The organism is Microbacterium sp., assembly GCF_046295495.1.
In the GTDB taxonomy this organism is placed as follows: Bacteria; Actinomycetota; Actinomycetes; order Actinomycetales; family Microbacteriaceae; genus Microbacterium.
This window is the reverse complement of sequence record NZ_JBKBNC010000003.1, coordinates 78,449-100,135: the sequence shown is the minus strand read 5'-3', so window position 1 is coordinate 100,135 and position 21,687 is coordinate 78,449. Positions and strand designations below refer to the sequence as shown.

The 21,687-nt window shown below is 71.4% G+C and carries 20 protein-coding genes; 6 read left to right on the top strand and 14 right to left on the bottom strand.

What is annotated here, in order from left to right; genetic code table 11:
• Nucleotides 1–34 precede the first annotated feature (34 nt).
• Complete coding sequence (locus tag ACK4LS_RS02515) at nt 35–982, top strand: alpha/beta fold hydrolase (protein WP_409712755.1); 948 nt, start codon at nt 35–37, stop codon at nt 980–982.
• An 18-nt stretch (nt 983–1,000) separates the two neighbouring features.
• Here ACK4LS_RS02515 and tsaE read toward each other — a convergent pair whose 3' ends face one another.
• The 8 genes from tsaE to coaA form a co-directional block, all read right to left on the bottom strand.
• Nucleotides 1,001–1,504, bottom strand: coding sequence for a tRNA (adenosine(37)-N6)-threonylcarbamoyltransferase complex ATPase subunit type 1 TsaE (tsaE, locus tag ACK4LS_RS02510; protein WP_409712753.1), 504 nt, complete (start codon nt 1,502–1,504; stop codon nt 1,001–1,003).
• Nucleotides 1,501–2,622, bottom strand: a complete 1,122-nt coding sequence (gene alr, locus ACK4LS_RS02505; RefSeq protein WP_409712751.1) for an alanine racemase — start codon at nt 2,620–2,622, stop codon at nt 1,501–1,503. Before alr ends, tsaE begins: the two co-directional genes overlap by 4 nt.
• Nucleotides 2,619–3,062: a holo-ACP synthase gene (locus ACK4LS_RS02500; RefSeq protein ID WP_409712749.1), complete on the bottom strand. Its 444-nt coding sequence runs from the start codon at nt 3,060–3,062 to the stop codon at nt 2,619–2,621. Before ACK4LS_RS02500 ends, alr begins: the two co-directional genes overlap by 4 nt.
• Nucleotides 3,063–3,295: 233 nt before the next feature.
• The gene (gene glmS / locus ACK4LS_RS02495) at nt 3,296–5,146 is read right to left on the bottom strand and encodes a glutamine--fructose-6-phosphate transaminase (isomerizing) (RefSeq protein WP_409712798.1); all 1,851 of its coding nucleotides are present in this window, start codon (nt 5,144–5,146) and stop codon (nt 3,296–3,298) included.
• Nucleotides 5,147–5,157: 11 nt separating this feature from the next.
• Entirely contained in the window at nt 5,158–6,186 is a 1,029-nt protein-coding gene (locus ACK4LS_RS02490) for an HTTM domain-containing protein (protein ID WP_409712747.1), read from the bottom strand.
• Nucleotides 6,187–6,191: 5 nt separating this feature from the next.
• Nucleotides 6,192–7,001 carry a DUF5819 family protein gene (locus tag ACK4LS_RS02485; protein ID WP_409712745.1) on the bottom strand — a complete coding sequence of 270 codons (810 nt, stop codon included), beginning with the start codon at nt 6,999–7,001 and terminating at the stop codon, nt 6,192–6,194.
• 2 nt (nt 7,002–7,003) lie between these two features.
• Nucleotides 7,004–11,452 carry a choice-of-anchor G family protein gene (locus ACK4LS_RS02480; protein WP_409712743.1) on the bottom strand — a complete coding sequence of 1,483 codons (4,449 nt, stop codon included), beginning with the start codon at nt 11,450–11,452 and terminating at the stop codon, nt 7,004–7,006.
• A gap of 363 nt (nt 11,453–11,815) precedes the next feature.
• On the bottom strand, nt 11,816–12,769 hold the full coding sequence (gene coaA, locus ACK4LS_RS02475) for a type I pantothenate kinase (RefSeq protein WP_409712741.1): 954 nt from the start codon (nt 12,767–12,769) through the stop codon (nt 11,816–11,818).
• A gap of 131 nt (nt 12,770–12,900) precedes the next feature.
• Here coaA and ACK4LS_RS02470 point away from each other — a divergent pair, with 131 nt between their 5' ends.
• On the top strand, nt 12,901–13,830 hold the full coding sequence (locus ACK4LS_RS02470) for a Ppx/GppA phosphatase family protein (RefSeq protein ID WP_409712739.1): 930 nt from the start codon (nt 12,901–12,903) through the stop codon (nt 13,828–13,830).
• Nucleotides 13,831–13,935: 105 nt separating this feature from the next.
• On the opposite strand, the gene glmM is transcribed toward ACK4LS_RS02470, so the two are convergent.
• From glmM to ACK4LS_RS02445, 5 genes are all read right to left on the bottom strand, one after another.
• Nucleotides 13,936–15,291: a phosphoglucosamine mutase gene (gene glmM, locus ACK4LS_RS02465; RefSeq protein ID WP_409712737.1), complete on the bottom strand. Its 1,356-nt coding sequence runs from the start codon at nt 15,289–15,291 to the stop codon at nt 13,936–13,938.
• Nucleotides 15,292–15,305: 14 nt separating this feature from the next.
• Entirely contained in the window at nt 15,306–15,776 is a 471-nt protein-coding gene (rpsI, locus tag ACK4LS_RS02460) for a 30S ribosomal protein S9 (RefSeq protein WP_409712735.1), read from the bottom strand.
• Nucleotides 15,777–15,800: 24 nt separating this feature from the next.
• Entirely contained in the window at nt 15,801–16,247 is a 447-nt protein-coding gene (rplM, locus tag ACK4LS_RS02455; RefSeq protein WP_409712733.1) for a 50S ribosomal protein L13, read from the bottom strand.
• A gap of 189 nt (nt 16,248–16,436) precedes the next feature.
• The gene (locus ACK4LS_RS02450; protein ID WP_409712731.1) at nt 16,437–17,219 is read right to left on the bottom strand and encodes a CPBP family intramembrane glutamic endopeptidase; all 783 of its coding nucleotides are present in this window, start codon (nt 17,217–17,219) and stop codon (nt 16,437–16,439) included.
• A 218-nt stretch (nt 17,220–17,437) separates the two neighbouring features.
• Nucleotides 17,438–18,274 (bottom strand): alpha/beta fold hydrolase, encoded by an 837-nt coding sequence (locus tag ACK4LS_RS02445; RefSeq protein ID WP_409712729.1) that lies wholly within the window; start codon nt 18,272–18,274, stop codon nt 17,438–17,440.
• A 149-nt stretch (nt 18,275–18,423) separates the two neighbouring features.
• Between ACK4LS_RS02445 and ACK4LS_RS02440 the strand changes: the two genes are divergently transcribed.
• Nucleotides 18,424–18,909 carry a PepSY domain-containing protein gene (locus ACK4LS_RS02440; protein ID WP_409712727.1) on the top strand — a complete coding sequence of 162 codons (486 nt, stop codon included), beginning with the start codon at nt 18,424–18,426 and terminating at the stop codon, nt 18,907–18,909.
• A 167-nt stretch (nt 18,910–19,076) separates the two neighbouring features.
• Nucleotides 19,077–20,366 (top strand): hemolysin family protein, encoded by a 1,290-nt coding sequence (locus tag ACK4LS_RS02435; RefSeq protein ID WP_409712725.1) that lies wholly within the window; start codon nt 19,077–19,079, stop codon nt 20,364–20,366.
• 70 nt (nt 20,367–20,436) lie between these two features.
• Here ACK4LS_RS02435 and ACK4LS_RS02430 read toward each other — a convergent pair whose 3' ends face one another.
• Nucleotides 20,437–20,574, bottom strand: coding sequence for a hypothetical protein (locus ACK4LS_RS02430; protein WP_409712723.1), 138 nt, complete (start codon nt 20,572–20,574; stop codon nt 20,437–20,439).
• Between the two features lie 111 nt (nt 20,575–20,685).
• On the opposite strand from ACK4LS_RS02430, the gene ACK4LS_RS02425 reads away from it, so the two are divergent.
• Together ACK4LS_RS02425 and ACK4LS_RS02420 are read left to right on the top strand one after the other, a co-directional pair.
• Nucleotides 20,686–21,165 carry a MarR family winged helix-turn-helix transcriptional regulator gene (locus ACK4LS_RS02425; RefSeq protein ID WP_409712721.1) on the top strand — a complete coding sequence of 160 codons (480 nt, stop codon included), beginning with the start codon at nt 20,686–20,688 and terminating at the stop codon, nt 21,163–21,165.
• 37 nt (nt 21,166–21,202) lie between these two features.
• Nucleotides 21,203–21,622 (top strand): organic hydroperoxide resistance protein, encoded by a 420-nt coding sequence (locus ACK4LS_RS02420; RefSeq protein ID WP_409712719.1) that lies wholly within the window; start codon nt 21,203–21,205, stop codon nt 21,620–21,622.
• The last annotated feature ends 65 nt before the right edge of the window (nt 21,623–21,687 follow it).

Genomic DNA, 21,687 nt, shown 5'->3' with positions numbered 1-21,687 from the left:
GCATCCGTTCCGCGCCCCGTTCCGAACAGACGTCATGGAAGCCACGGGCCTCGGCCTGCGCCGCACGGTCGTCCCCACGGGGGTCGGCCCCGTCGTCGTGCACGCGGGTCGCGCCTCGGGGAGCCCGGTGGCGACGGTGCTCCTGCACGGCGCCGCGGGCTCGTGGACGACCTGGGGCCCGCTGATCGCGGCATCCGACCGGATCGGGCTGCCCCTGTCGGACATCGTCGCGATCGACCTGCCCGGGTGGGGCGAATCGCCGGGGCCGGTCCCGCAGCCGGCCGACCTGGCCGTCGCGGTGGCGGAGGCCGCCCGCGCGATGGGATATCCGCGATGGCGGGTGGTGGGGCACTCGCTGGGCGGGGTGATCGCTCTCGACGTCGCCGCGCGGTTCCCGCGGGAGACGGTGGCGGTGGGGGTCGTGTCCCCCAGCGGCGCTGGCGCCCGCGCGGTCACGCGTCGACTCCTCGTCGGGACCGTCCGCCTACCGTGGCTGGCGGGGATGGTCGTGGCCATGCGCGTGCTGCGGGGGCTCGGCCCCCTCGCGCCTCCCCTGCTGCGTCTGCTCCGGCGCACGGGGGCGTTGCACTCCCTCGCGCGGCCGCTCTTCCGGCATCCGGATCGCGTCGCACGAGCCGTCACCGGCGCCCTCGCGACCGAGATCCGGCCGACCGCCTTCCTGGCGGCCGCGCGCCTGTCGCGCACGCACGACGACGGGGTGTGGCGGCGCATCACGTGCCCCGTGCGCTCGGTGCGCGGCGCGCACGACGTGTTCGTCGCGGCCGCCGACTCCGCCGCGTGGGCGCGCCTCATGCCCGACTTCGACGACCGCGTGCTCGACGACAGCGGCCATTTCGCTCACGTGGAGCAGCCGGTCGAGACACTGCGCGCGCTGCGCGAGGTGTGGGCCGCCGACCGCGTCGCCCCGCGGTCCCGCCGCGGGCGCGCCGAGAGACGTGGGCGACCCGCGCCGACCGTCTGAGTCGCGGTCGCGCCCGGGTCAGGGGCGCTTCGAGATGGTCACCGTGCGCGGAGCGTCGGCGTCGAGCTCGACCGTGTGCACCGCGATCTCGCCGCACGCGTTGTCGACCCCGCGCCCGCCGCTCTGCCGCGCGATCTCGATCTCCCACCACGACTCCGCGAGGAACCCCGCGACGTCTCGACCCCACTCCACGATCACGGCACTGTGGGCCACGTCGATGTCGAGGTCGTCGAGCTCGACGGCCGCACCCAGGCGGTACGCGTCGACATGCACCAGCGGCGTCCCGCCCGACAGCGAGGGGTGCGTGCGAGCGATCACGAACGTCGGACTCTGCACGGGACCCCGGATGCCGAGGCCCTCCCCGATCCCGCGGGTGAGGGTCGTCTTGCCGGCGCCGAGGGGGCCCGTGAGCACGACGACGTCACCGGGTCCGAGGGCGCGGCCGATCTCGCGCCCCAGCTGCTCCATGTCGGCGGGGGACTCGACGATCCGCTCCCCCCGCAGCGCCTCGGGGACACTCATGCGCGCACCTCCCGTCTCGGCACGCGCGCACCCACGCGCGTCACGATCTCGTAGTCGATGGTGTCGGCGGCATCCGCCCACTCGCGTGCCGAGGGCACGCCCAACGTCGGGTCGCCGAAGAGCACGACCTCGTCGCCCACCGCGACGGGGTGGTCCCCCACGTCGACGACGAACTGGTCCATCGCGATGCGCCCGGCCACGGCGAACCGGCGCCCGCCGATCGACACCGGTCCGCGACCGGACGCCTGACGGGGAACGCCGTCGGCGTAGCCGAGCGGAACGAGGGCGAGGGTCGTGTCGCGCTGCGTGCGGTGGTCGTAGCCGTACGACACCCCGGTGCCCGCCGGCACGCGTCGCACCGCCGCGATGGCTCCGCGCAGTGTCATCGCGGGGCGCAGGCCGAGGTCGGCGGGGGTGCGGTCGTCGAACGGCGAGACGCCGTAGAGACCGATCCCGATGCGGACGCACCCCAGCCGGGCCTCGGGCAGCGCGATCGCCGCGTTGGTCGCGGCGATATGACGAAGCGGCGGGTGAAGGCCGAGCGAGGCGGCGATCACCACCCCCTCCTCGAACCGGGCCAGGGCCGCGCGGTCGTCGGCGGGGCTGGAATTGGACAAGTGCGAGAACAGACCCACCACGCGCAGCCGCCCGATGCGCTCGAGGCGCGCGGCTTCGGAGAACACGGTGCGCCAGTCGGCCGGGGCGACGCCGTTGCGGGAGAGCCCGGTGTCGATCTTGAGGTGGACGGCCGCCGGACGGTCTCCCGCTGCGGCACCCGCCGCGCGCAAGAGCTGGTCCAGGTCGGAGACGCCGAGCTCGACGTCCTCGCGCACGGCCTCGTCGAACGATGCACCCGGCGCGTGCAGCCACGCGAACAGCGGGGCGCGGATGCCGGCGCGACGCAACGCGAGTGCCTCATCGATGTCGGACACGCCGATCCGCGCCGCTCCTCCCCGCAGCGCCGCGACGGCCGCACGGTGTGCGCCGTGCCCGTACCCGTCGGCCTTCACGACGGCGATGACCTCCGATGCGGTGAGCGCGCGCAGGTGCCGCACGTTCTCGGCGATCGCGTCGACGTCGACCAGCGCTTCGCGCAGCGCGCCGGGAGCCATTCTCATGCGGGGTCCTCTCGGGTGGGAACGGGGGTGGATGCCGTCGACCCGGCCGAAGCGACGGCCTCGGCGACCGTGGACGCCGCCGGCCGCTCCCCCGCCTCGGCGATGACGTACGCCGTGGCGAGCCCCGCGTCGTGCGACATCGACAGGTGCAGGGCCGTGATGCCGCGAGCGGCGACGGTGTCGGCCGTCTCGCCGCGCAGCGAGAACACGGGGCGTCCCGAGGCCTCGGAAGCGACCTCGATATCGGTCCAGTGCACGCCGTCCGACCCCCCGAGCGCCTTGATGAGCGCTTCCTTCGCGGCGTAGCGCGCGGCCAGGGAGCGGGGCTTGAGCACGCGCTCCGCCGGGGCGAAGAGCCGGGGCACCAGCCGCGGCGTGCGCGCGAGGTGCTGCTCGAAGCGGGGCACGTCGACCAGGTCGACGCCGATTCCGACGATCATGCGGCTCCCTCCCGGCATCCTCTCCATTCTGCCGGTGCCCGCCGACATCGGCCGCCGTCCGCGTCGGCGCGAGCCGGACTCCGGAGAAAACGCCTCCGCGGCCGTGTCAGACGCCCCACGCTCCTGGATCACGCGGATTCTCCGGAGCCCGGCACGCCGGTCGAGGCGAACCGCGCCCGGGGACGGCGACGGGGCCGGATGCCACGGCATCCGGCCCCGTCACTGCGGATGCGTCACTCGACCGTGACCGACTTGGCGAGGTTGCGCGGCTGATCGACATCGAGACCCTTCGCCTCGGCGAGCCCCATCGCGAAGATGTGCAGCGGCACGACGGCGAGCAGCGGCTCGAAGAGGGGTGCGGCGAGCGGGATGCGCAGCACCTCGTCGGCGGCCGGCAGCACCGCCACGTCGCCCTCTTCGGCGATCGCGATCACGCGGGCACCGCGGGCGCGGATCTCCTCGATGTTGGAGACGACCTTCTTGTGCATCTCGCCCGAGCCGCGCGGGGAGGGCACGACGACGAACACGGGCTGACCGGGCTCGATCAGGGCGATGGGACCGTGCTTCAGCTCGCCGGCGGCGAAGCCCTCGGCGTGGATGTAGGCGAGCTCCTTGAGCTTGAGCGCTCCCTCGAGGGCGATCGGGTACCCGACGTTGCGCCCGAGGAAGAGCACCGACCGCGTGTCGGCCATCCAGTGCGCCAGCTGCTCGATGCGCGACTGCTCCGTCTCGAGCACACGCGCGATCTTGCCCGGTACGGCCTCGAGCTCGGTCACCGCCTCGACGGCGACGACCGGGTCGATGGCGCCGCGCACGCGGCCCACGTGCAGGGCCAGCAGGTACAGGGCGGTGATCTGCGCGACGAACGCCTTCGTCGAGGCCACGGCGACCTCGGGTCCGGCGTGCGTGTAGACGATGGCATCCGACTCGCGCGGGATGGTGGCGCCCTGGGTGTTGCAGATCGACAGCGTCTTCGCCCCGCGCGAGCGGGCGTACTTCACGGCCATGAGGGTGTCCATGGTCTCGCCCGACTGGCTGATCGAGACCACGAGCGTGCGCGGCGAGAGCACCGGGTCGCGGTAGCGGAACTCGTGCGCGAGCTCCACGTCGACGGGGACGCGGGTCCAGGTCTCGAGCGCGTACTTGCCGACCATGCCGGCGTATGCGGCGGTGCCGCAGGCGATCACGAGGATGCGATCGATGTCGGCGAGGAACCCGTCGAGGCCCTCCAGCTCGGGGATCTCGACGCGGCCCTCGTGGATGCGACCACGGATGGTGTTGGCGACGGCCTCGGGCTCCTCCGAGACCTCCTTGGCCATGAACGACGACCAGCCGCCCTTCTCGGCGGCCGAGGCGTCCCAGGTGACCTCGAAGGCCTCGACCTCGACCGGGGCGCCGGAGAAGTCGGTGACCTCGACGCCCTCGGGCGTGATCGCGACGATCTCGTCCTGGCCGATCGCGAGGGCGTTGCGCGTGTGCTCGACGAACGCGGCGACGTCGGAGCCGAGGAAGTTCTCGCCCTCGCCGAGGCCGATGACGAGCGGGGAGTTGCGTCGCGCGCCGACGACCAGGCCCGGGTGGTCCTTGTGCATGGCGAGCAGGGTGTAGGCGCCCTCGAGACGCGACACCACGGCGCGGAAGGCCGAGACCAGATCGCCCGTGCGCGCGTACTCGCGACCGATCATGACCGCGGCGACCTCGGTGTCGGTCTCGCTGCGGAACGCGAAGCCCTCGCCCACGAGCTCGCTCTTGAGCTCGGCGAAGTTCTCGATGATCCCGTTGTGGATGACGGCGAGCTTGTCGTCGTCCGCCAGGTGCGGGTGCGCGTTGGCGTCGGTGGGCCCGCCGTGCGTGGCCCAGCGCGTGTGGCCGATGCCTGTGGTGCCGTTCGGCAGGGGCGAGGCCTCGAGGTCGTCGCGCAACACGGCGAGCTTGCCCGCGCGCTTGCGCATTCCGAGCTCCCCGTCGCCGTCGATCACGGCGATACCGGCGGAGTCGTAGCCCCGGTACTCCAGACGCGACAGGCCCGCGAGAAGAATGTCCTGGCTCTGCCGAGGACCCACGTAACCGATGATTCCGCACATGGTCATCGATCCTACGTGGCGGGGCTGAGCAACCCCCGACGGACGCGGACGACGCGCCCCGCCAACCGCCGCCACGTGCCGTCGCGCACCAGGAGCAGGTCCAGGGCGATCATCGCGAGCGAGAACGGCCACAGACCGAGCAGCACGGCGATGCCGAGGTGCATGCCCGTGATCAGCACGACGGCGGCGTACCGGGTCGGTTTCCACAGGATGAGCACGGGGAACAGCATCTGGACCCACAGCGCGGCCCACGTCGCGATCGCCACGACCGGAGCGGACTGCCATGCGAGCTGGCTCAGCGCGGGGAGTACATGGAACTGGTCGATGCTCAGCGCGTAGTAGATCGCGGTCCCGTCCAGCCACTCCTCGCCCTGGAACTTCAGCACGCTCGAGACGACGTACACGAGCAGGATCTGGAACACGCAGAGGATCAGCACCGTGTTGTGCGCCCACGCGCCCAGCCAGGACGGTATCCAGCCCGGCATCCGGGACGCGAGACGGGAGCGGCGCTCGCCCCGACGGCGCCGTACCCACGCGTCCACCGAGAAGTGCCGGCTGAGGTCGGCGAAGACCACGAACAGCAGCACGATGCGCATGAGCGTGTCGCCCCCGTTGCCCAGCAGCGTGCTGTTGGTCGAGAGACCCACCCAGAACACCAGCGTCAGCGGGGTGACCCAGCGGGTCTGGAAGCCCACGAGGAACAGCAGCACCAGCGCCAGCAGCACGTGGAACGAGATCTCGAAAACGAGCGCGTTGTCTTTCGGGAACAGCAGACGCAGCGGCTCCCACCACCCGCGTCGACCGGCCTCGGGCTCGACCCACCAGGCTCCCGCGCCCCAGAGGTACTGCCGGTCGGCGTAACTGGGCACCAGCACGATGAGCATCGCGATCCCGAACAGCACGCGCAGGATCGAGAAGCCGATCGTGGAATGCTTGCGTTCGGTGAGCCACCTCTGCAGCCCGCTCCAGAGCGCCGCGGGGGTGAGCCGCTCCCGCAGGTTCGGCTTCTCGGCGGTTCGCCCCGCGTCGACGGATGCCACTGCACTCATCTGCCCGTGTACCTCTCGATGACCTCGTCGTAGATGGCGCGCACCTCGTCCGAGGGGGCGACGGCCGGCTGGCGCCAGCCGAAGGTGGTGTACGACAGCTCCGTCTGACGCTGTCCGTCGAAACGGTGCAGGAAGTCGTTCGGGCGGTCGTGCTCGATGCGCCACCGCACCCGTTCGATGTCGCGATCGAAGTAGGCGCCGCCGAAGGCCGCGGCGAACCGCACGAGCATGTAGTCGTAGCGCAGGTAGCGCACGAGCGCCGCACGGCTCCCGCCGAGGCCGTCGATGTCCTCGAGCAGCACCTCGGGGTCCATCGGTGCGAACGCACCGTCGTTCACACCGCGGATGAAGGTGTCGCGTACCCGGTCGCGCTGATCCTCGCTCAGCGCCTGATAGCGGGTGAGGTAGGCCTGCGCCGCGTTGAAGCTGTTCTTCGAGATCCGTGACGGGGTCGGGATGCCGCGCGCCGAGGTGAACTCGATGTCGGTCACATCCACCCACTCGCTGCGCTGCAGCTCGCCGGCCTCCCGCCACTGCACCTGGATCTGCAGCGAGCGGTTCACTTTCATGATGTTCGGCGCGAACACGTTCCAGCGCTGTGCGAGGTACGGCGAGAAGGCCGCCGACACCGCCGGTCGCGTGGGACTCGACGGGACCGTGAACGACACCGCCACGAACGCGTATCCGAGGACGATGGCGAGGGTCATGGCGGCGGCGACCGCCGCCATGACCCCGCCCGACCGCCGGGCGGAGGGACGCCCCTCCGACACCCCCGCTTCGAGGGCGCCCTCTGCCGTGGTGGTCATCGTCAGCGCTGCTCTCCGCTGGTGCTCCGTCGACGCACGGTCCACAGAGCCGCTCCCGCGAGGATCAGCGCCGCCGCGAAGCCGCCGACCAGTGGACCGTCGAGGTCCATGCCGGTGGCCGGGAGAGCCGTTCCGCCCCCACCCGCGGTGACGGGCTGAGCCGTGACCGTGAAGGCGGTGTTCTCCCGCTCGGTCGGGAGCTCGCCCGTGACCGATCCGCGGACATCCACCCGGTGAGCGCCGAGCTCGAAGTCGGCGCCGACCGCGAAGGTCATGCGCACCGAGCCCGAGGCGTCGGCGATCGCCGGAGCCAGATCGAACGGGGTGGAGTTCACCGTGGCCGAGATCGTCTCCCCGGGCTCGAAGCCTCGGAGGACGACGGTCTGAGTGACCCCGGTGCCCCGCACGATCTGCGTCAGTGCGACATCGGCACGTGCCGGGAGGGCCGCGCCCCCATCGGTCGCGTCAGCGTCGGTGGCGTCAGCATCCGTCGCGTCAGCGTCGGTGGCGTCAGCATCCGTCGCGTCAGCGTCGGTGGCGTCAGCATCCGTCGCGTCAGCATCCGCCGCATCAGCATCGGTGGCGTCAGCATCCGCCGCATCAGCATCCGCTGCATCAGCGTCGACGGCGTCAGCATCCGTCGCGTCAGCGTCGGCAGCGTCGGCATCGGCATCGACCACGTCGGAGGCGTCGGCGTCGAGCACGTCGGCCGCATCGGCGTCCGTCGCGTCAGCGTCAGCCACGTCAGCGTCGACCGCGTCAGCGTCAGCGGCGTCCGCATCGGCATCGGCATCGGCATCGGCATCGGCATCGGCATCGGCATCGGCATCGACCACGTCGGAGGCGTCGGCGTCGAGCACGTCGGCCGCATCGGCGTCCGTCGCGTCAGCATCCGCTACATCAGCGTCGGTGGCGTCAGCATCCGTCGCGTCAGCGTCCGTCGCGTCAGCGTCGGCCGCATCGGCGTCGGCATCGACCACGTCGGCGTCGAGCACGTCGGCCGCATCGGCGTCCGTCGCGTCAGCGTCAGCGTCCGCCACGTCAGCGTCAGCAGCGTCCGCATCGGCATCGACCACGTCGGTGGCGTCAGCGTCGAGGACATCGGCCGCGTCGGCATCAGCCGCATCGGCGTCCGCCACGTCAGCGTCTACCGCATCCGCGTCACCAGCGTCAGCGTCAGCGTCAACCGCATCCGCGTCGACGGCGTCCACGCCGTCGGCGTCGATGTCGAGCACGTCCGCATCGGCATCGAGCACGTCGACATCCAGCGCGTCCGCGTCGATCACGTCAACGTCCAGCCCGTCCGCATCCGCATCGATGTCCAACACGTCGGCGTCCGCATCCAGCACGTCCGCATCCGCGTCGATATCCAGCGCGTCCAACACCTCGGTCGCATCGATGTCGAGGACATCCAGCGCATCCGCATCCGTCGCATCCGCATCGACCGCATCCGCGTCACCAGCGTCAGCGTCAGCGTCAGCGTCAGCGTCAGCGTCAGCGTCAGCGTCAGCGTCAGCGTCAGCGTCAGCGTCAGCGTCAGCGTCAGCGTCAGCGTCAGCGTCAGCGTCAACCGCATCCGCGTCGACGGCGTCCACGCCGTCGGCGTCGATGTCGAGCACGTCCGCATCGGCGTCGAGCACGTCCACATCCAGCGCGTCCGCGTCGATCACGTCAACGTCCAGCCCGTCCGCATCCGCATCGATGTCCAACACGTCCGCGTCCGCATCCAGCACGTCCGCATCCGCGTCGACATCCAGCGCGTCCAACACCTCGGTCGCATCGATGTCGAGAACATCCAGCGCATCCGCATCCGTCGCATCCGCATCGACCGCATCCGCGTCACCAGCATCAGCGTCAGCGGCATCCGCGTCCGTCGCGTCCGCGTCGACGGCGTCGGCATCCGCCGCGTTCGCCGCGATCGAGAACGACGACGAGTCGCTCGACCCGTCGATGTCCTGCACCGCCGTGGCCGTGAACGCGCCGACCGGCACCTCGGCGAAGACGACCGTCCAGGTGCCCCCGGCAGCCACGGTCGCGGTCTGCGAACCCACGCCCGGAATCGTCACCTCGACCTCGGCACCGGTCTGGCCGGTGCCCGACACGGTGACGGACCGGGTGGCGTCGGGCTCGCCGACTTCGTAATCCGTGCCGTCGGCCGGCGCCGTGATGGCGACGGCATCGGCCAACACCACGGCGAACGAGGTCGAGTCGCTCGAGTCGTCGGCGTCCTGCGTCGCGGTGGCGGTGTAGTCGCCGATCGGCAGGTCGGCGAACACGACGTTCCACCCGCCGTCCTCGGCGACGAGGGCGGTCTCGGTCGCGCCGTCGTCGAGGACGACCGTGACCGTCGCACCCGGAGAAGCGGTACCCGAGACGGTCACTGCGGTCGTGTCATCGGTCTGACCGACCGCGACCTCAGTGCCCGCCGTCGGCTCGGCGATCACGACGTCGGGCGTCTCCGCGACCGAGAAGTCCACCGAGGCGGTCGACCCGTCGAACGGCTGCGTCGCGGTGGCGGCGTAGTCGCCGATCAGCAGATCCTCGAACGTCGCCGTCCATGTGCCGTCGTCTTCGACCGTCACGGTCTGCGTCTCGCCACCGACCTCGATCTCGACTTCGCCACCGGCGAGGCCGGTCCCCTCGACGGTCACGTCGGCGGTGTCGTCCGCCCCCGGGACCACGAAGATCCGGTCGGGGTCGGGAGCCGTGATCGCGACGTCGGGCGCCTCGACGACGTCGAACGTCACGGTCGCCGTCGTACCGTCGGCATCCTGCGTCGCGGTCGCGGTGTAGGAGCCGACCGGAAGATCCGTGTACGGCGCGGTCCAGGTGCCGTCGTCTCCGACGGTGACGACCTGGTCATCCTGACCGGGGATGGACACGGTGATCTCCGCGCCCGGCTCGCCCGTTCCGGTGATCGTCACATCGGAGACGTCGTCGGGTCCGGCGACGACGAACGCGGCGCCGTCCTCCGGCGTCGTGATGCCCACGTCGGCGTTGTCGTCGAGCGCGTTGGGTCCCACCGTGGCGTTCGCGAGGGCGATCGTGGTCGCGAGAGAGCCCGGCAGGATGCTCACGATCGCGCCCGTGACCGAGAACGCGCCGTCGCCACTCGTCGACTGGTTGTTGACCGTCACGGTCGCCACGGCCGGTACGACCGCGTCGAGGGCCGGGAAAAGTACGGCGTTCACCGGCTCGAGGACGCCGTCCAGCGCCGGCGCGATGTCGGTCACGAGCGTCTGCACGGGGGCGGTGAGAGCCGACACGACCGCTGCGAGACCCCCGGGCAGGGTGAGGCCGAGACCGAGCAGCGTGAGGCCGACGGTCTCTCCGTCCAGGAGGGCGCCGACCGTCGTGTTCACCGTGAGGATCGGTGTCGTCGGCAGCGGGAACACGGTCACCGCGACGTTGCCCGTCACGGGCAGCCCGCGCACAGCGGTGACCAGGGAGTCGGCGACGTCGTCGATCAGACCGTCCACGAGGGCGAGAACGGCCGTTTCGATGGCGTCGACCGTCGGCGCACCGAGCACGTTCGTGCCCGGCGCGAGGCCGTTCAGCGGTTGCACGGCATCCAGGTCGACGATGATCGACCCGGTCGACAGGTCGATGCTCACCCCGGGGTAGTCGGGGGAGGTCAGCTCGCCCGTGAGCAGACCGTCGACCGCGTCGGTCAGGCTCGTGGTGCCCACCGAGAGGTTCGTGGTGAGGGTTCCGCCGAGGACGCCGAGCAGGCCGCGCACCGATGCATTCACCGCGGCGTCGACCCCGTCGACGTCCGCCTGCACACCGGCCACGACGTCGTCCAGCTCCGAGGTGAGCGCCGCCAGCGTCGCGCTGCCGATCACCAGCTGGCCGCCGGCGATGGAGTACTGGCTCTGGGGTGCATCGGGGGCCGACTGCGCGGCGCGCGCGCTGACGGCTTCGAGGGTCAGATCGAGGTCGGCGATCTCGTCGACGAGACCCGCCGCCACCGATCCGGACAGCGAGTCCACCGAACCGCTGAGATCGATGCTCAGCGGACCGGTCGCGGGCGCACCCGTCCCGATCACGCCGCCCGAGCCCACGGCACCCGAGGCACCCACGGAGCCACCCTGGGGGTCCGCGGCCGCGTACTGGCCGACGACACCCAGGGAGCCGAGGTCGACCGGGATCTGCACGCCACCCGGAGCGGTGACGTTCACCACTCCCAGCGCGGTGAGGTCGAGGGTGTTCGCGTCCGTCACCGTCGGCTCGGTGCCGCCGTTGGCGGCCCGCGCACCCTCGAGGTTCGCGATCGCGTCCAGGTCGACGAGGTTCAGGATCGATCCGCCGAGGAAGGTCCCCGTCGCGCTCGACGTGTCTCCGGGCGCGGCGTTCGCGGCGGTGACACCACCGAACAGGCTGAGCGAGGCCGCCCCCACGGCCGCAGCGGTCTTGACCGCGGCCCTCCCGATGCGGGAGCGCGTCCACACAGCGCTCCGTCTCCTCGTACCGGCCCGCCCGGGCGATGCCCCGGATGTGCCCCAATCCGCGCGATCCATAGAGATGCTCCTGTGCTCGGTGCTCGGGTGGTCGCTCGTGCAACACCCGCTGCGGCCGTCCGACAGCCGTGGGGAACATTCAAGACGGCTATGAGAAGGCTGAGAACGAGCCGGGGTACCGGGATGACTACCGAACCGCCCCTACTGAGGAAGGCATAAGTAGTACCGGGGGGCGCGGGCGCGACGATCGCCGCGGAAGCGGCGCGATCGGGCTCGATCCGCCATCGGTGCGCGAGGCCGTGCGGCTCCCGGTACTACCGGGAGGCATCTCGCGGCCCGTGCGACGGATCGGCGTCAGAGCTTGCGCAGCAGCACCGATTCGACGGTGTGGTCGGCGCCCTTCTGCAGCACGAGCTTCGCGCGGTGCCGGGTGGGGAGCACGTTCTCCTCCAGGTTGGGCAGATTGATGTCGCGCCAGTACCCCAGCGCCCGCTCGACGGCCTCCTCGTCGCTGATGTCGGCGAAGACGCGGAAGAACGACGTGGGGTTGGTGAAGGCGTTGTCGCGCAACGCGAGGAAGCGGTCGACGTACCAGCGCTCGATGTGCGCGGCATCCGCGTCCACGTAGATCGAGAAGTCGAACAGGTCGCTCACCGCCACCTCGTTCGGCGATGGCGGCGGCTGAAGCACGTTCAGCCCCTCGACGATCACGACGTCGGGACGGTGCACGCTCACGTGCGCGTCGGGCATGATGTCGTACCGCACGTGCGAGTAGAACGGGGCCCGAGCTTCGTCGGCACCCGATTTCACCGTGCTCAGGAACTCCACGAGCGCCCGACGGTCGTACGACTCGGGGAAGCCTTTGCGGTCCATCAGACCGCGCCGCTCGAGTTCTGCGTTCGGGTAGAGGAACCCGTCGGTCGTGACGAGTTCGACGCGGGGGGTGTCGGGCCACCGGCTCATGAGCTCGCGGAGCAGACGCGCGATGGTCGACTTGCCCACCGCCACCGAGCCGGCGACCCCGATGACGAAGGGCGTCGTGGCATCCGGCTCACCCAGGAACTCGCTCGTGTCGGCTCCCAGCCGACGCGTCGCGCGGGCGTAGAGGCTCAACAGACGACTGAGCGGCAGGTACACCTCGGCGACCTCGCGCGGGTCGAGCAGGTCCCCGATGCCCCGGAGCTGCACGATCTCGTGCTCGGTCAGCGGCTGCGGCAGCCCTCCGGCCATACGCGCCCAGTCGTCGCGACCGATCTGGCGGTAGGGGCTCAGCGACGATGCGGGAGCGGCTGTCTCGGGGGCGGACACCCGCTCATGCTACCGGCGCTCCCCCGCGTCGCCGCGGAGCACCCGGCCCGACCTTTGCGGATGCCGTGCCCACGGCCTCCGCAATCGGGTGGGCGACGGGCACGACCGGGGCGCACCGCTACGCTCGGACCGTGCGCCTGGGAGTCCTCGACATCGGTTCCAACACCGTCCACCTGCTCGTCGCCAACGCGCGCGCCGGCGGTCGCCCCACGGCCACCACCTCGCACCGGTCGGTCCTGCGCCTCATGCGCTACCTGCAGCCCGACGGCTCCATCTCCCCCGAGGGCGTGAAGGGACTCGTGGATGCCGTGGCCGCGGCCTGCGCCCACGCCCGCGCCGAGGGGGTCGACGAACTCCTCGCCACCGCCACCTCGGCGGTGCGCGACGCCACGAACGGCGAAGAGGTCATCGCCCTGATCGAGGAGACCCTCGGGCAGCCGCTGCAGGTGCTCGGAGGCGAGACGGAAGCGCGCTTCACCTACCTCGCGGTGCGCCGGTGGTTCGGGTGGTCGGCGGGCCAGATCCTGCTGTTCGACATCGGCGGCGGCTCGCTCGAGATCGCCGGCGGCGCCGACGAACTCCCCGACCTGGCCGAGTCCGTGCCGCTGGGCGCGGGACGCTCGACCGTGCAGTTCCTCCCCCACGACCCTCCGAGCGTCGATGAGATCGACGCCCTGCGGCAGCATGCGGCATCCGTTCTCGCCCCCGTCGCGCAACGGTTCGCGGCCCTGCCGCGCCCCGACCACGTGATCGGTTCGTCCAAGGCCATCCGCTCGCTCGCCAAGCTCGCCGGCTATCCCGTGCCGGGGTGGTCGGGCATCGACCGCATGGTGCTGCCCCGCCGCGAACTCAAGGACTGGATCCCGCGACTGGCGCGCATCCCCGCCGACGCCCGGGAGGCACTGCCCGGCATCACCGCCGACCGCACCTTCCAGATCGTCGCGGCCGCCGTGGTCGTCGAACGCGCGATGAAGGCGATGGACGTGGAGGAGCTCGAGGTGTCGCCGTGGGCGCTGCGCGAGGGCGTGCTGCTGCGCTACATCGAGTCGCTCGAGTACTGAGCCGTGCGCGCAGGCGTCCCCCGGCGGGCGCCCCTCGTGCGCGAGGTGCCGAGACGGATCGCCGAGCGGGAGCTCGAGGCGAGGAGTCTCGGCACCTCTCGCACGCTAGAGGGCGAGACGCTCCCGCACGACCTCGGCGAGGCGATCGGCGTGGGCACGCGCGCTCTCCTCGTCGGCGGCCTCGACCATCACGCGCACGAGCGGCTCGGTGCCCGATGCGCGCAGCAGCACGCGGCCCGAGTCGCCGAGCTCGGCCGTCGAAGCGGCGACAGCCTCCTGCACGCCGGCGTCGGCCACGCCGTCGCGATCCACGCCGCGCACGTTCACCAGCACCTGCGGGTACACCGTCATGATCGACGCGAGCTCGGCGAGGGTCTTGCCCTGCCGCGCCATCTCGGCCACGAGGTGGAGCCCGGTCAAGAGCCCGTCACCCGTCGTGGCGAACTCGCTCATGATGACGTGCCCCGACTGCTCGCCGCCGAGGGAGTAGCCGCCCGCGTTCATCGCCTCGAGCACGTACCTGTCACCGACGGCGGTCTGCAGGACGCGGATGCCGTGGGCCTGCATCGCGCGGTGCAGGCCGAGGTTGCTCATGACCGTCGCCACGAGCGTGTCGTCGACGAGTGCTCCCCGGTCCTTCATCGCCACGGCGAGGACGGCCATGATCTGGTCGCCGTCGACGACGTTGCCCTGCGCATCGACCGCGAGGCAGCGGTCGGCGTCGCCGTCGTGGGCGATGCCGACGTCGGCCCCCAAGCGCACGACTGCTTCGGCGAGCACGTCGAGGTGGGTCGAGCCCACGCCGTCGTTGATGTTGAGGCCGTCGGGTTCGGCCCCGATCACCGTGACCTGCGCTCCGGCATCCCGGAATGTCTCGGGCGACACCCCGGCAGCGGCGCCATGGGCGCAGTCGAGCACGACGTGCAGGCCGTCGAGTCGGTGCGGGAGCGAGCCGAGGAGGTGCAGCACGTAGCGGTCCTCGGCGTCGGCGAACCGACGGATCCGCCCGACGCCCGCCCCGGTGGGCTGGAGCCGCTCGCCCTCGAGAGCGCTCTCGATGCGCTGCTCCACGACATCGGGGAGCTTGGTGCCGCCCCGCGCGAAGATCTTGATGCCGTTGTCGGGCGCCGGGTTGTGCGAGGCCGAGACCATCACTCCGAAGTCGGCGTCGCGGTCGGCGATGAGGAAGGCGGTCGCGGGCGTCGGGATGACACCGGCGTCGAGCACGTCGACACCGGATGACGCGAGCCCCGCCGAGACGGCGGCCGCGAGGAACTCGCCCGAGACGCGGGGGTCGCGGGCGACGACGGCGGTGAGGCGGCGGCCTTCGGCCTTACGCGCCTCCGCCGAACGGCCCTGGCCCAGGACGACAGCAGTCGCCTGGGCCAGGTGCAGCGCGAGTTCGGCGGTGAGGAGGCCGTTGGCCAGCCCCCGCACCCCGTCCGTGCCGAAAAGAGGCATACGGAGCGTCGAACTCAGCGCTTGGAGTACTGAGGCGCCTTGCGGGCCTTCTTGAGACCGGCCTTCTTGCGCTCCTTGACGCGGGCGTCGCGGGAGAGGAAGCCGGCCTTCTTCAGGGTCGGGCGGTTGTTCTCTGCGTCGATCTCGTTGAGCGCGCGAGCGATGCCCAGGCGCAGGGCACCGGCCTGGCCCGAGGGGCCACCGCCGGAGATGCGCGCGATCACGTCGTACGAGCCGGCGAGCTCGAGGACCGTGAACGGGTCGTTGATCAGCTGCTGGTGCAGCTTGTTGGGGAAGTAGTCCTCGATCGTGCGGCCGTTGACCGTGATCGTGCCCGAACCGGGGATCAGGCGCACGCGGGCGATGGCCTGCTTGCGACGGCCGACGGCTGCGCCGGGAACCGAGAGCACGGGGCGCTCGGCGGCGACGACGGACTGCTCGGCCGGCGTCTCGGTGCTGTAGTTGCTGGGGTCGATGTTCGACACTGTTTCGTCCTTATCCGGCGGCGCTTACTGGGCGACCTGGTCGAAGGTGTATGCCGTGGGCTGCTGAGCACCGTGGGGGTGCTCGGCGCCGCGGTAGACCTTGAGCTTCTTGAGCTGCGCCGCGCCGAGGCTGTTCTTGGGCAGCATGCCGCGGATGGCCTTCTCGACCGCGCGGACGGGGTTCTTCTCGAGGAGTTCCTCGTAGGTGACCGACTTGAGGCCGCCCGGGTAACCCGAGTGGCGGTAAGCCTTCTTCTTCTGGAGCTTCTGACCCGTGAGCGCCACCTTTTCGGCGTTGATCACGATGACGAAGTCGCCGGAGTCGATGTGGTTGGCGAAGGTCGCCTTGTGCTTTCCGCGGAGGAGGACCGCCGCGTGCGAGGCCAGGCGGCCGAGAACGACGTCGGTGGCGTCGATGACGACCCACTCGCGCGTGACCTCAGCGGCCTTGGGGGTGAAAGTGCGCGTCACAGTAGTGCTGCTTTCTTGATCGAACGGAGGAGTTCGTGAATCCCGCTCCGGTGGTCCGTTCCTTCGTCGAAGACGGGGAACAGGGCCGGTGGAGGGCTCACGTTCGGGCGACCCGCTCGCAGAGAGGCGGGCACCAAAGAGCAAGACTACGTCATCCGGATGCCACGACCAAACGCCGGTCGCTTCCCCTCACGCCAGGAGGGTGCCGACCGCGAGCAGAAGGACGCCGGTCGCGTTGAACACGACGTGCAGGATCACCGCCGGCCAGATGCGCCCCGTCACGACGACGAACGCCCCCGCGAGCAGGCCGACGAGCGCGAGGGCGGTCGCGTCGGAGGCACTCGCGGAGCCCCCCACCTGATGAGCGGCGACGAACAGGGCGGTCGAGACGGCCACCGCCGCCATCCCGGCCGCGAGACGTCCCCCGAGGCGACGCAGCGACACGTAGACGCAGACGAGCACGACCCCGCGGAAGCAGAACTCCTCGAGCACGGGCGAGACGATCACGACCGCGACCGCGTCGACGACGAAGGAGTCCGGCAGCGCCCCGTCGGTCGACAGCACGGTGGGCCAGGCCGCCGGGCCCCCGTCCAGACCGGCCACGGCGCCCTGGGCGAGTCGCAGAGCCACCCCGAAGACGATGCCGGACGCGAGGTCGATCGGCCGCAGCCGCAGCAGCCCCCGCGGACGCGACCGCGACAGCGCGACGACGACGGGCGCCGCGAGGGCCGACCACACCACCGCCTGGGCCGCGGAGGCCGCGGTCTCGGGGGGAAGGAACCTCGACGCCGCGTTCGAGGCGAGCACCCCCGCACCGAGCGCGCACACGGCCCAGCCGAGCATCTCGACGTCCCAACGGCGGCTGGTGGAGCCGCCCTCTTGCCACCGGCGCGGTCTGCGCCGCCGGCGGCGACGCGGTGGGGCGGCGACGTCAGCGGCCGCGTCGCCGGCGGTGACGGGAGCGTCGGACATGCGGGTCAGGCTAGGCCGGGGCGCGCTCTCCCCCGGGCTCACGCTCCTGTGCTCAGACCGCCCGGCCGTCGCATTCCACCCGGCTTCTCACCCGTCGGACCGCCACCCCCGGAGGCCCCGCGCACGACGACACCCCGCCGCGGAAAGCGGCGGGGTGTCGTGTCGCAGAGCGCGTGTCCTCCGCGGATGCGGGCGAGGGTGAGGACGCGCGCGACCGGTCAGCGCTGCAGGAAGTCGATCAGCACGCGGTTGAACTCGTCGGCGTGGCTGGCGTTGACGCCGTGCGGGGCTCCCGAGACGACGTGCAGCTCGCTGCCCGCGATGGCCTCGTGGGTGCGCTTGCCGGAGCCCTCGAAGGGGACCGTCGCGTCGCTGTCGCCGTGGATGACGAGCGTCGGCACCGCGACGTTCGGGAGGTCCTCGCGGAAGTCGGTCGTCGCGAAGGCCTCCATCGACTTCAGCGCGGCGTGGTGGTCGGCCTGGTTGGCCAGGCGCTCGGCTTCGGCGCGGTCGGCCTCCGAAACGGCGAGGGTGCCGTCCACCGAGAAGAAGTCGGTCGTGAACTGGTGGTAGAAAGCCTTCTCGTCGCCTTCCAGCCCCTCCTTCATGCCGTTCGCGGTGGCGTCGTCGAGGGGACCCTCGGGGTTGTCGTCGGTCTGGGCCAGGTACGGCGGCACGGCCGACGCGAAGACGACGCTCCGCACGCGGTCGGACCCGTGACGGGTCAGGTAGCGCGCCACCTCGCCGCCACCCATCGAGAAGCCGACGAGCGTGACGTCGCGCAGGTCGAGTGCGTCGAGCACGGCGTCGAGGTCGTTCGCGAAGGTGTCGTAGTCGTAGCCGGAGCGCGGCTTGTCGCTGCGCCCGAAGCCGCGGCGGTCGTACGTCACGACGCGGTAACCGGCCGCTTCGATCGCCGGGACCTGGTGGGCCCAGGACTCGCCCGAGAGGGGCCAGCCGTGGATGAGGACGACCGGGCGACCGGTGCCGCCGGTGTCGTCGACGTGGAGGTCGATGTCGGTCAGGAGTCCGTGGTGGGCAGTGATCTCGCTCATGTCGGTCATGCTCCAAGGGCGACCTGACCGGTAACCGGAGGTTGACGGTCGCGGCGCGACTTGCTAGGGGCTGGGGTCGCGCCAAGACACAGGCGCCGCCCGGATGCAACCGCTGCCTCGACCGTCGCACGTCTCACTAGCCTCGCGCTATGGCTTCGATCCGCACGCCCGCCGCCGCCGTCCTCCTCGCCGCCGCCCTCGCGCTCGCAGGGTGCACGTCGGCGCCCGCGGGAGACGCTTCGGCCTCCGCGACCGACCGCGAGGCGGTGCGCGCCGTGACGACGGCCGAGTCCAGCGCGGGCGGCCGGGCGTTCGAGCTCGAGAGCGAGGACGACGAATGGCAGGTCCACGTGGCCGTCGGTGATCGCGAGGTCGAGGTGCGGGTGAGCGCCGACGGGGGCCAGGTGCTGGCATCCGACGACTCCGACGGACTGGATGCCGACGACCGGACGGCCCTCGACGCGGCGACCACGACCCTGGCGGATGCCGTCCGTATCGCCGCCTCGCAGAACCCCGGAGGGGCGCGCATCGAGGAGGCCCAGCTCGAGAGCGACAACGGCGTCGCCGTGTGGCAGGTCGACCTCGAGGGGGGCGCGAACGTGAGCGTCTCCGGCGCCGACGGCAGCGTGCGCTGAACGCAGCAGAGAGCGCCCGCGCGCGCAAGCCCCACTCCGACCCGGGCTCGGGCCGGTCTCGCTCATTACACTCGGCGCATGACGCACGCTCTCGACGCCGACGGTCATAGTCCGCGCGCCCGGGTCAGCCCGGGCGCCTCTCCCCGGGGGACGCGAGGGCGGCGTCGGTGAACGATCTCGTCCTCAACATCGTCCTCGTCGTGGCGTTCGTGCTCATCGGCGGCGTCTTCGCGGCGACCGAGATGGCTCTGGTGACGCTCCGTGAGAGCCAGGTCAACGCCCTCGCCGCGCGGGGAAAGCGCGGGCAGAAGGTCGCCGACCTCGCGCGCAATCCGAACACTTTCCTGTCCGCCGTGCAGATCGGTGTCACGGTCGCCGGCTTCGCCTCCGCGGCCTACGGCGCCTCCTCCATCGCCCCGTCCGTGGCCCCGCTCTTCGAGGCCCTCGGCCTCGACCCGGCGGCCGCCGCGACCGTGGCCGCCATCGCCCTCACCCTCGTCATCGCCTATCTGTCCCTGGTGCTGGGCGAACTCGTGCCCAAGCGGCTGGCGATCCAGCGCAACGCCGCGTTCGCCTACGGCGTCGCGCCCGTGCTCAACGGCTTCGCGACGCTCATGCGGCCCGTCATCTGGCTGCTGTCGATCTCCACCAACGTCCTCGTGCGCCTGCTCGGCGGCGACCCGGACAAGACCGGCGAGGAGCTCACCGAGGAGGAGCTGCGCGACATCGTCTCGAGCCACGAGGGTCTGCCCGCCGACGAGCGCCGCATCCTCGATGACGTCCTCTCCCTCCGCGACCGTCACATCAGCGAGGTCATGCGCCCGCGCCCGGAGGTCGTGACCCTCGACGCCGGCGGCTCGATCGCCGAAGCGGCGGACCTCGTCCGCGACCTGCCGTACTCCCGCTATCCGGTCGCCGAACAGTCCATCGACGATGTGATCGGCTTCGTGCACGTTCGCGACCTGTACGACGACGTCCAGCGGCCCCTCTCGGCCGTCGTCCGGCCCATCCGCTACATCCCGTCGACCGCGCGGGTCCTCCCCACCCTGACCGCCATGCGCGCGGAGGGAAGCCACATCGCCGTCGTGGTCGACGAATACGGCGGTACCGATGGCATCGTCACCCTGGAAGACCTCGTCGAAGAGGTCGTGGGCGAGATCTTCGACGAGTACGACACGGATGCCGAGCAGCCGCTCGCCGAGGGCGAGCACGGCACGGTCGAGGGCCGCCTCAACCTGCAGGACTTCGAGGAGGCGACGGGCGTCGCACTGCCCCGCGGGGCATCGGACACCGTCGCCGGGTTCGTCGTCGAACGGCTCGGCCGCCTGGCCCGCGTGGGCGACACCGTCGAGGTCGACGGCGCGACGCTGCAGGTCAGCGCGGTGGACCGTCGCCGTGTGGCCGAGTTGCTCGTCACCCGGCATCCCGTCGTCGACGACGAGGACGCCACCGCCTGACCGTCGTCTGTCGCGCGGGCGACCGCGGACTCCGTCGCGGGTCGGTGACCGGCGACGGCGGGGTCGATCGTCAGGCGAGGTCGCTCGCGAACGGGGCGACACCGTCACCCAGCTCGAAGTGATGCCCGTTGATGGCGAGCAGGTCACGGTCGCCATCGGGGAAGAACCCCGCCGGCGAGGTGAAGCTCGCGTCGCTGCGGCTGATCATGCGACCATGCTCGCCCGCACGTCCGCGGCACGGCAGGGCTTGACGTGGCGGCCGCGGACGCTCTCCCTCATATCTGTTGCGCACAATTGAATTGTGTGCAATGGTTTCTTCATGCCCGCCGTCGACGCCCTCGTCTGCTTCGCGCTCTACGCCGCCAATCGCACGACCACCCAGGCGTACCGGGTGCTGCTCGAGCCGTGGAACCTCACCTATCCCCAATACATCGCTCTCGTCACGCTGTGGTCCGACGGCGACCAGACCGTCAAGAGCCTCGGCGAGGCCCTGCAGCTCGATTCGGGCACCCTCTCCCCGATGCTGTCGCGCATGGAAGCCGCCGGTCTCCTCACCCGTTCGCGGGGAGCCGACGACGAGCGACTGGTCACGGTCGTCCTGACCGAGCGGGGAGCGTCGCTCCGCGATGAGCTCACCCACGTGCCCCGCTGCATCGCCGCGGGGGCGGGCCTCACCGACGCCGACAGCGCACGCGGACTGATCGACGCGCTGCATCAACTCACCGAGGCGATGAAAGACCTCCGCGACCACCCCGACACGGTGCTCGCCGCCGTGGGCGCACCACCCCGCACGGTGTGAGCGCCCGCCATCCCATCCGTCCCCAGAAAGGAACACCATGGACGTTCTCTACACCGCTGAAGCCGTCTCCACCGGCCACGGCCGTACCGGTCACGTGACCGCCGGCGACTACATCGACCTCGAGGTCGCCCCGCCCAAGGAGATGGGCGGCTCCGGCGCGGGCACCAACCCCGAGCAGCTCTTCGCCGCGGGCTACGCCGCCTGCTTCCACGGCGCGCTGCACGCCGTCGCGCGCGGCCACAAGATCACCCTCGAGGACTCCTCGGTCGGTGGCCGCGTGCACATCGGACCGAACGGCCAGGGCGGCTACCAGCTCGCCGTCCTCCTCGAGGTCGTCCTGCCCGGGATCGACCCCGAGCAGGCACAGCAGCTCGCCGACGAGGCGCACCAGGTCTGCCCGTACTCGAACGCCACGCGCGGAAACATCGAGGTCACCGTCACGGTCTCCGAAGACTGACCCCCCCCCTCCCGGGGCGGGGCGCTGAGCCCCACGTATCGTGCCCCGTCCCGGGCCTGCCCCCT

Bases quoted from the DNA above. Each gene is read 5' to 3' on its own strand.
- ACK4LS_RS02420 (WP_409712719.1), top strand. From the start codon at position 21,203: ATGGACGTTCTCTACACCGCTGAAGCCGTCTCCACCGGCCACGGCCGT.
- ACK4LS_RS02430 (WP_409712723.1), bottom strand. From the start codon at position 20,574: ATGATCAGCCGCAGCGACGCGAGCTTCACCTCGCCGGCGGGGTTCTTC.
- ACK4LS_RS02440 (WP_409712727.1), top strand. From the start codon at position 18,424: ATGGCTTCGATCCGCACGCCCGCCGCCGCCGTCCTCCTCGCCGCCGCC.
- ACK4LS_RS02425 (WP_409712721.1), top strand. From the start codon at position 20,686: ATGCCCGCCGTCGACGCCCTCGTCTGCTTCGCGCTCTACGCCGCCAAT.
- alr (WP_409712751.1), bottom strand. From the start codon at position 2,622: ATGAGAATGGCTCCCGGCGCGCTGCGCGAAGCGCTGGTCGACGTCGAC.
- ACK4LS_RS02500 (WP_409712749.1), bottom strand. From the start codon at position 3,062: ATGATCGTCGGAATCGGCGTCGACCTGGTCGACGTGCCCCGCTTCGAG.
- ACK4LS_RS02450 (WP_409712731.1), bottom strand. From the start codon at position 17,219: ATGTCCGACGCTCCCGTCACCGCCGGCGACGCGGCCGCTGACGTCGCC.
- ACK4LS_RS02515 (WP_409712755.1), top strand. From the start codon at position 35: ATGGAAGCCACGGGCCTCGGCCTGCGCCGCACGGTCGTCCCCACGGGG.
- tsaE (WP_409712753.1), bottom strand. From the start codon at position 1,504: ATGAGTGTCCCCGAGGCGCTGCGGGGGGAGCGGATCGTCGAGTCCCCC.
- glmS (WP_409712798.1), bottom strand. From the start codon at position 5,146: ATGTGCGGAATCATCGGTTACGTGGGTCCTCGGCAGAGCCAGGACATT.
- glmM (WP_409712737.1), bottom strand. From the start codon at position 15,291: ATGCCTCTTTTCGGCACGGACGGGGTGCGGGGGCTGGCCAACGGCCTC.
- ACK4LS_RS02445 (WP_409712729.1), bottom strand. From the start codon at position 18,274: ATGAGCGAGATCACTGCCCACCACGGACTCCTGACCGACATCGACCTC.
- ACK4LS_RS02485 (WP_409712745.1), bottom strand. From the start codon at position 7,001: ATGACCACCACGGCAGAGGGCGCCCTCGAAGCGGGGGTGTCGGAGGGG.